The following is a 7,484-nucleotide window of genomic DNA, read 5'->3' as shown; positions in this document are numbered from 1 at the left end:
GGGGCTTGAATTTTGTATCCATACTCAAAATTCAAGCCCCGACGGGAACGATCCCGCAAACACCTTGATTAGGTTCCGCTACATCAAGGTTACGCTTGCTAACAGCCCTGGGCAGGATGTCAATGAAGGCTCACACCGGGTTTCTCTGCGATGGTTTGGCAACTGGTGGTAAAGAGGCCTAATTGATCTGCCTCAATAAATGACTCACCATCCTGAACAAATCGGTCAAACAATACCTTAAAGTGTTTGGGCAACAGGCGTAATTTAACCATGAGGTACACTAATTTTTGCATGTTTTCATAATAGTTATCCGCTTTTGCTATGAGGGGGGCTTGATGCCCTCCAACACTTATATCCTGATTTAACAGTACTTTAAAACCAACTTTCTCGAGTGTATTTTTAATTTCATCAGGGGTAGGCGTGTCAATGGCGCCGATTAAGGGTTTAATGCGTTTTAGCAAATCACGATGGTGTTTATTAGTTGTATCGTAGTTATCCAGTTGCACCCAATCGAGGAAGGATATTTTTCCTCCAGGTTTAAGAACACGATACATTTCAGCAAAGAGTTTTTCCTTATTTTTAGCATAAGTTAAAACCTGGATTTGATATAACGAATCGAAAGACGCATTTTCGAAGGGAAAAGGGTCATTCAAATTTGCTTTTATAAATTGGCATCTATCCGTTAACCGATGTAAATTGGCAAATTCATTGGCACTTGCTAGCTGAACAGTATCAATATTAAATCCGGTGACTCTGGCTTTAGTAATAGTGGCCAAATGAGCAGCGACCCGTCCCCTGCCACAGCCCATATCTAAAACCCGATCACCCTCCCGAATGTTTAAATCCCTACTCATTTTTTCTTCGAACAAGATCTGATTGCCAACGATGCCTTTGGTGAGATCCATTACGGGAGGAATATACATTTTTTCCACTTCACCAAGCGCACAAAGGTGGTTGAGAGCAGCATAATAGTTAGCAATACTTTGCTCTTCATTCTCATCTGACGCTTCTTTGTTAAAGCTCTCATAAGACTGCAGGAAAGCATCTATTTGCGCTTGAGGTAAACGATAAATTGCCATGAAAGCGCGCAGGGCTGTTTTTAATCGATGCATTGCTATTGGTACGGTAGTCATTATCGTTCGTCCTTGATTTTGTGACTAATTCGCTGTTACAAACAACCAATATAACGGGTCAGCAACACATCGGCAACAGTACACAACGTTACGATAACGTCAAAAATCGATGTCGTGTCTACGTAGTCTACGTAGCCTGGTTGCTCGCAACCGGGGTTATTACCAAAAAATTGGATTAGAGAGCAAGGTAGCCTGGTTGCTCGCAACCGGGGTTGTTACCAAAAAATTGGATTAGAGAGTTCACGAGGTTTGATTTTGGTGGGTGAGGTTATAGGGAATTAGGTTAAAATCCCGGTTGCAAGCAACCAGGCCACGGTGGTTGGTTAAGGTTTTGGAACATTTAGCAATTCTTGCGCTAGCTTATCGTATTGGGTTTCGTTCTTAATCAGTGCTTCCAGTATTTCCCCTGCCGATTTTTTGAGCGCAGGATCTCTCTGAGCAAGAATAGGTTGATGTTTTGTAATAAAATTCGCTATGTTTTGTAGCGCTTCTTCAAGGGGAACATAATAAACTTTGTCCGGTAAAAACATACCGTCATCTGCAAATGAATACTCAGTGTCTTCATAGAAAGCATCTTTCTGGAGAGAGCTTAGCGTTGTAAAACTTTTTTTCTTGACATACTCCTCTTCAGAATCCAGTCCTATGTGATTGCCCTGGTTATCGGTGGCAATAGAGCAGTGATAAGGACGAGATTCATTTCCTATTTGTTCACGGGTATCTGTTGCAAGGCAACTATAATAACGAGGGTTATCTTCTGTGGAATCAGCAAGAAGTACTGGTTCGACTTTTCTAAAAATCAGTAAGTCACCTGGGGATGGTAAATGATCGGGAGAATAACATTTATAGGATCCATCCGGGTTAAAAAGTGCGTCAGCCAAGGTTAACAACTGATTACTATCCTCCTCATTTTGTTCCTGGTTTTGTTCGTTAATTGTGTAAACGATATAACAAAGATCATCAATTTGTTCTTTAGATATCCTATTAATATCGTTCAGTACCAACAAACAAAACTCCCAGCAACATAAATGTGGATTTTCATTGCTTGCATGCCTTTCAACAACAGTCGTATTGGGTGGAGATTTTTTTACCACTTCAAATTTTTCTGCTACTGCCGATTTAATCTGAGGCGGCACGTCACCGATGCTATCACAAAAATTAAGAATAAAATCATTAGCATAAGATGCTAAAAAGGCTTGGGATACGTAATAGCCATTACTTGAAATATGTTGTAATTTTCCTTGGTATAATGAAGCAGCATAAATCAGTTCTTTAGATAAATCTTCAACGCTTTTTTGTCGTTTGAAAAGTCTGGGATCGGTCCCGGATTCAAGTTTTCTTTTCATTTTTAGAACAATAAATAACCCACATAACCCTATTATAGTTCTTAAACAATGCCCCCCCAGCGTCGCGAAAGCAACCGTAGCCTGGTTGCTTGCAACCAGGATGCCCCGGATTCTTAAACAATGCCCCCAAGCGTCGCGAAAGCAACCGTAGCCTGGTTGCTTGCAACCACGATGCCCCGGATTCTTAAACAATGCCCCCACGCGTCGCGAAGCAACCGTAGCCTGGTTGCTTGCAACCAGGGATTATCAAAAAAAGCGATGATCCCCTGTTTCCCTCAATATAAAAATGCTAATTTATTGGTTGCAAGTTCACATGGAAGAGTAGCCTCATGGTCAATTACAGGCGAGATAAAACGCCGGGTGGCACCTATTTTTTTACATTAGCCTTAAGAGACAGAAAATCAAATTGGCTCACGAGTTATATAATATCTCTAGGATACTCATTTCGGCGAGCGAGAGAGAATAATCCCTTTCTGATAAAGGCGATTGTCGTCTTGCCAGAGCATTTACATATGATAATGGAGCTACCTGGAGGAGACGCAGATTATTCCACCCGACTACGCCAAATAAAAACTTATTTTTTACAAGAAATACTATCCGCTGGAGAGCCATTATTAAAAAACCAGCGAAATGAATACAATTTATGGCAGCGACGATTCTGGGAGCATCGTATACGAGATGAATCAGATTTTTATGCTCATGTGAATTACATTCATTTTAATCCGGTGAAACACGGATTGGTAAAAGAAGTAATCGATTGGCCTCATTCAAGTTTCCATAGGTATGTCAGGGAAGGATTGTTACCGAAAAATTGGAGTAGAGAGCTCACGGGGTGTGACTTTGGTGAGTGAGGTATGGGGGATTGGGTTGAAATCCTGGTTGCAAGCAACCAGGCTACGATGGCTGGGATTTGTTCTTGATAAACAAGGTAGCCCGGTTGCTTGCAACCGGGGTTGTTACCGAAAAATTGAAGTGAGAGTTCACGGGTGTGATTCTGGTGAGTGAGGTATGGGGGATTGGGTTGAAATCCTGGTTGCAAGCAACCAGGCTACGATGGCTGGGTTTTGTTTTTGATAAACAAACCGGGGTTGTTACCGAAAAATTGGAGTGGAGAGTTCACGGGGTGTGATTCTGGTGAGTGAGGTATGGGGGATTGGGTTGAAATCCCGGTTGCAAGCAACCAGGCTACGGTGGATGAAGTTTTTTATCCCGTGTATAAGACAATTGGGGAGTAAATGATGACGAAGGCTTTTACTAGAGAAGATGACGAGTACATTGAACCGGAGCGACCAGATACCGTGTTACCAACTATCAAAAATTATATGACACCTGTTGGTTTTGCAATGCTGCAAAGTGAATTACGCGATTTAGTCAGCAATGAAAGACCGGAAATTGTGAAAGTAGTCAGTTGGGCTGCGGGCAATGGGGATCGTTCTGAAAATGGCGATTATATTTATGGAAAGAAACGATTACGTGAAATTGACAGACGCATCCGCTATTTGACGAAACGCCTGGAAAGCGCTCAGATAGTCGACCCCAAACTGCAAGTGGGTCTTACTCAAGTATTTTTTGGCGCTACGGTTGAATATAGCAATGAAAATGGTGAATCCCATACGGTCAAAATTGTCGGTGTCGATGAGGCTGATATCAGTGCAGGAAAAATAAGCTGGATTTCACCCTTGGCGAAAACATTATTGAAAGCAAGAGTTGGAGATAGGGTGACGTTGCGGGTAAATGGCGAGGAAAGCAAGTTAACGGTGACAACGATTTCTTACGTCGTTTAGCATATAGACCCATGGCGTCAGAGGATTGAATCTCGCATTTAAGTCCACGGGGTCAGGGACCTAAGACAGCAATGGCTTGATTGGGGTCACAAGCGATGACCCCAATGACTCACGTCAGTACGCAGCAAGGTATTTTTTCAGCTATCGTGAAACACGGCTTTTCGGCTTTTCGGTGATAGAGGCCATAGCGGTTTTCTCCCAATAAAGGGCTTTCATCTTTATCAACCGGAGCACAAGCTTCGGTATTGTCATTCTCAGGAACTGGCGCGATTCTCGTGATTGGAACCAACTCAGGGACAGGGCCTTTCTGTGTAGCAAAAATATAATGAGTCATGCTTGCCCTCACCTCAAGCGCTGCCCGGATAACAGCGACATTCTGGGGGTATAAATAAAAGCCGCAATGGGTATCCAGATCATTGATGAGCCTGAAAGGAAGGTAGGTTTCTGAATAAGCGCTCGGATCGAGGGTAAAACCAAATGTTAATTGCCTGTTCTCAAAATCAATTATTTCTACTTTAGCCGAGAAACAGCCTTTCGACAGTCGATTATAGCTGATAATTAAGCCGCCCAATTTCACTCTGTTAGGGTTGCGGCCGGTCTGCTTGATAATAAAATCTTCATCCCCATAAAGGTAAGTATCCAATTCTTCTGGCTGGATTTTTTGTAATCGTTCAAGGTGAAACAACTCGCCATCAAATATTTCGCTGGCATACCGTAATGAATGCCGCGCAGTAATGAGATTATTTTGCGGATAATTGACTAAATAGGGTTTGAGCCTGCTTTCGTGCCTGTTATTTAAATAAAACAGTTGCAGAAGAAAAAAATGGTGGCTGGACAGGGTGCAAATTTGATTCACGTTAGTTAATCCAGGCACCCTGGCAAAAACAAGGGCAAATTTTTTCTCCAAGTCCCATAATGAGATCTCCATCTCATCCTTGGAACAACGATCAATGCGATTTTGTAACCCATCGAGTATGGAAATGACTTCTTCTTGAAGAGAGTGGTCTACCTCTTCGATTGGGGGCTCCACTTGAATGAATTGAAAGTGCTCGAACAGAGGTTGAAAGGGGTGCTTGCTGGTAAATAGGGTGCTTGAAAGTGCTTGCGGGGGGTAGTGCAGGAGTATTTTTTTTAACAACAATAAATTGGCTTCAGGACGGAGTGAAAGTGAACTCATTAATCGTCTTAGATCCTTTAACATCTGGATTCGCCATTTCATTTGACTTCCGGGAGTATGGTCCGCTAAATTTTTTTCAAATGAGTTAAAAAACGCCTCCAATGCCTCCGCATGCTCCAGGGCTGTATCCGGAACCACGCGTACCTTTTTTAAATAACTCCATTCAACATGGAATTGACTCAAATCGATGGTCCGCATATCCAGGTTAATAAGTTGGGTATAGGCTAAGTGCGTTCCTGTAAAATCGGCCCCATCAAGGGCTGTATCGTCAAGTACAGCCCCACGCAAATTAGCCCCTCTCAAATTTGCCTGCTGCAAATTGGTATGTCTAAAGGAGGCTTTACTCAAATCCGCATGACTAAAGTTGACTTCTTCAAGCAGGGCATTATCAAAACAGACTTCTATAAGCTTGGCATGATGTAAATTTGCTTGCCGTAAATTGGCTACATTCAATTTGCTTCGTTCTAAATTTGCATAGCTTAAGTTTGCTTGAACCAAGGTTATTCCGCACAGATCCGTAAAGGTGATACGACTATGGGAAAGTGGCGCACGCGATAAATTGTCACCAACCAGGTTGACGTTTTCAAAATGAACGGAGGGTAAAAGATTATTGTAGCTTTTAGGAAAAGTTCTTAGAAACAAATCGAATAAGCCACTTGCTTTAGTGGATGCACTCGGTGAATAAGTCACTTCAGCCTCATCAATCTCCAGAGTATTTTCGATAAGCATGAGTAGATGGGCTCTCGTCTTTTCATCGATAGGCGAGGCAGTGCAAATCCTTTTTAATTGTTCAATATCAGGGAGCTGCTGATGGTGCCGAGTTAGCATGTAACAGGCTACCTCTTCATCAGACATCGGCATTTTGTGTTCAACCAGACTTTTTAGAGCCTTGTATTCAATTGTCCGTCGGTATCCTTCAACAAAGTTATAGGCTTCTTCGGGGGTGATTTCATTTAAATGGGCGAGGACTTGCGCTGGATTTTTTCTAAAGCGTACTGCAAAAGCTGTTGCTGCAGTACTTGATAAATCTTTTGATGCAAGCTGGGCTGAGATTAAATCTTCTACATCCAAATGAGTCAAAATACTGACTTTGACCTCCTCTGGCATCGAAAAAAAAAGATGCTCCTCCTGTGTTGGCATGACGGAAGCGACTGCAGTTTGTTGCCTGTTAAATTCAGAAGCTTTCACAAGCCCAAATAACTCATGATTCTTCAAATCGCTAATTTGAGTACCAAGATGGTTTAGTAATTGGCGGAGGTCATCATCAATCTTGCAAGGGGGGATCTCTTCAACGTTGTGACTGCTGTCAGTCTTTGCAAGCCTTTTGGCAAAGGCGTTGGCTATATTGGCTTGAAGCGCTTCACACGTTAAACAAAAAGCAGTCCAACGGCTCCCAAGTTGCTCTTCATCAAGTTCATTTTTGAGGGCAATCGCCGAGAGGAGACCATCTGTCTTATGGAGTTCTTGTAGATAGGCGATCCTTTTCTTTAGTGATAAAAGAACATGGACCATGTTATAGGGCAAAGGGTTAGTGCTTTTGAGTAGTTCATCGCACAGAACCCCATAAACAGCAAAAAAATGTTGTAATTCGCTGAGAGCAGAAATAAATTGTTCTGAGCTATTTAGCAAATGGTTAAGCGTTAAAATGGATGTATGAGGATAGATCTTCCTAATTTGATTGCTTAAATTTTTCATGACTTAATTCCTTTTCAACATAGAGAGGTATGCATGAGAACATTGGCTAGACAATGTTTCTCAGTTGCGAACTTTTAAAGGTATAAGGGATAAATCAGTTGACTAATCAAATCAGAAAAATAAGAGTAAACAGTTTTAGATGTCCTGGATAAACGTGAAGGGTCATTCATCGAACCAGGAGGACAGATAACTTATAATCTTTCTCAACAGCCAAGCTGAATTATGATTAAGATTGCTAAGTTACCTGTCCTCCATCATTACTGAACGCTTTAGGACGTAATGAAATAAGTGAAAAATTTAGAGAATTGTAATTGCTTGGCCTGATTATGGCAAACTGCGCAGGCCCTGCCCC

At 42.0% G+C, this 7,484-nt stretch carries 7 protein-coding genes; 4 read left to right on the top strand and 3 right to left on the bottom strand.

Annotated elements, in window-relative coordinates; all coding sequences use genetic code 11:
• Positions 1-119: 119 nt before the first annotated feature.
• Positions 120-1,133, bottom strand: a complete 1,014-nt coding sequence (locus Lfee_RS08255; protein WP_058445706.1) for a class I SAM-dependent methyltransferase — start codon at positions 1,131-1,133, stop codon at positions 120-122.
• 20 nt (positions 1,134-1,153) lie between these two features.
• On the opposite strand from Lfee_RS08255, the gene Lfee_RS17400 reads away from it, so the two are divergent.
• Positions 1,154-1,312: a hypothetical protein gene (locus Lfee_RS17400; protein ID WP_156506580.1), complete on the top strand. Its 159-nt coding sequence runs from the start codon at positions 1,154-1,156 to the stop codon at positions 1,310-1,312.
• 144 nt (positions 1,313-1,456) lie between these two features.
• On the opposite strand, the gene Lfee_RS08250 is transcribed toward Lfee_RS17400, so the two are convergent.
• On the bottom strand, positions 1,457-2,476 hold the full coding sequence (locus Lfee_RS08250) for a hypothetical protein (RefSeq protein ID WP_131753135.1): 1,020 nt from the start codon (positions 2,474-2,476) through the stop codon (positions 1,457-1,459).
• A gap of 120 nt (positions 2,477-2,596) precedes the next feature.
• Between Lfee_RS08250 and Lfee_RS17200 the strand changes: the two genes are divergently transcribed.
• From Lfee_RS17200 to greB, 3 genes are all read left to right on the top strand, one after another.
• A complete protein-coding gene (locus Lfee_RS17200) occupies positions 2,597-2,860 on the top strand; it encodes a hypothetical protein (RefSeq protein ID WP_146751394.1) in 264 nt (87 codons plus the stop codon).
• Entirely contained in the window at positions 2,806-3,327 is a 522-nt protein-coding gene (locus tag Lfee_RS17890; protein ID WP_058445701.1) for an REP-associated tyrosine transposase, read from the top strand. The genes Lfee_RS17200 and Lfee_RS17890 overlap by 55 nt, the downstream gene beginning before the upstream one ends.
• Before the next feature lie 384 nt (positions 3,328-3,711).
• Positions 3,712-4,260, top strand: a complete 549-nt coding sequence (greB, locus tag Lfee_RS08240; protein WP_238584899.1) for a transcription elongation factor GreB — start codon at positions 3,712-3,714, stop codon at positions 4,258-4,260.
• A 109-nt stretch (positions 4,261-4,369) separates the two neighbouring features.
• Here the strand turns inward: greB and Lfee_RS08235 are convergent, their stop codons facing one another.
• The gene (locus Lfee_RS08235; RefSeq protein ID WP_058445696.1) at positions 4,370-7,132 is read right to left on the bottom strand and encodes a pentapeptide repeat-containing protein; all 2,763 of its coding nucleotides are present in this window, start codon (positions 7,130-7,132) and stop codon (positions 4,370-4,372) included.
• Positions 7,133-7,484 lie beyond the last annotated feature (352 nt).

The sequence above is a fragment of the Legionella feeleii genome, from assembly GCF_001467625.1.
GTDB classification, from domain to species: domain Bacteria; phylum Pseudomonadota; class Gammaproteobacteria; order Legionellales; family Legionellaceae; genus Tatlockia; species Tatlockia feeleii.
The sequence above is the reverse complement of the archived record's forward strand: the minus strand, read 5'-3'. Positions and strand labels throughout refer to the sequence as shown.

Bases quoted from the DNA above. Each gene is read 5' to 3' on its own strand.
- greB (WP_238584899.1), top strand. From the start codon at position 3,712: ATGATGACGAAGGCTTTTACTAGAGAAGATGACGAGTACATTGAACCG.
- Lfee_RS17200 (WP_146751394.1), top strand. From the start codon at position 2,597: ATGCCCCCAAGCGTCGCGAAAGCAACCGTAGCCTGGTTGCTTGCAACC.
- Lfee_RS17890 (WP_058445701.1), top strand. From the start codon at position 2,806: ATGGTCAATTACAGGCGAGATAAAACGCCGGGTGGCACCTATTTTTTT.
- Lfee_RS08255 (WP_058445706.1), bottom strand. From the start codon at position 1,133: ATGACTACCGTACCAATAGCAATGCATCGATTAAAAACAGCCCTGCGC.
- Lfee_RS08235 (WP_058445696.1), bottom strand. From the start codon at position 7,132: ATGAAAAATTTAAGCAATCAAATTAGGAAGATCTATCCTCATACATCC.
- Lfee_RS08250 (WP_131753135.1), bottom strand. From the start codon at position 2,476: ATGAAAAGAAAACTTGAATCCGGGACCGATCCCAGACTTTTCAAACGA.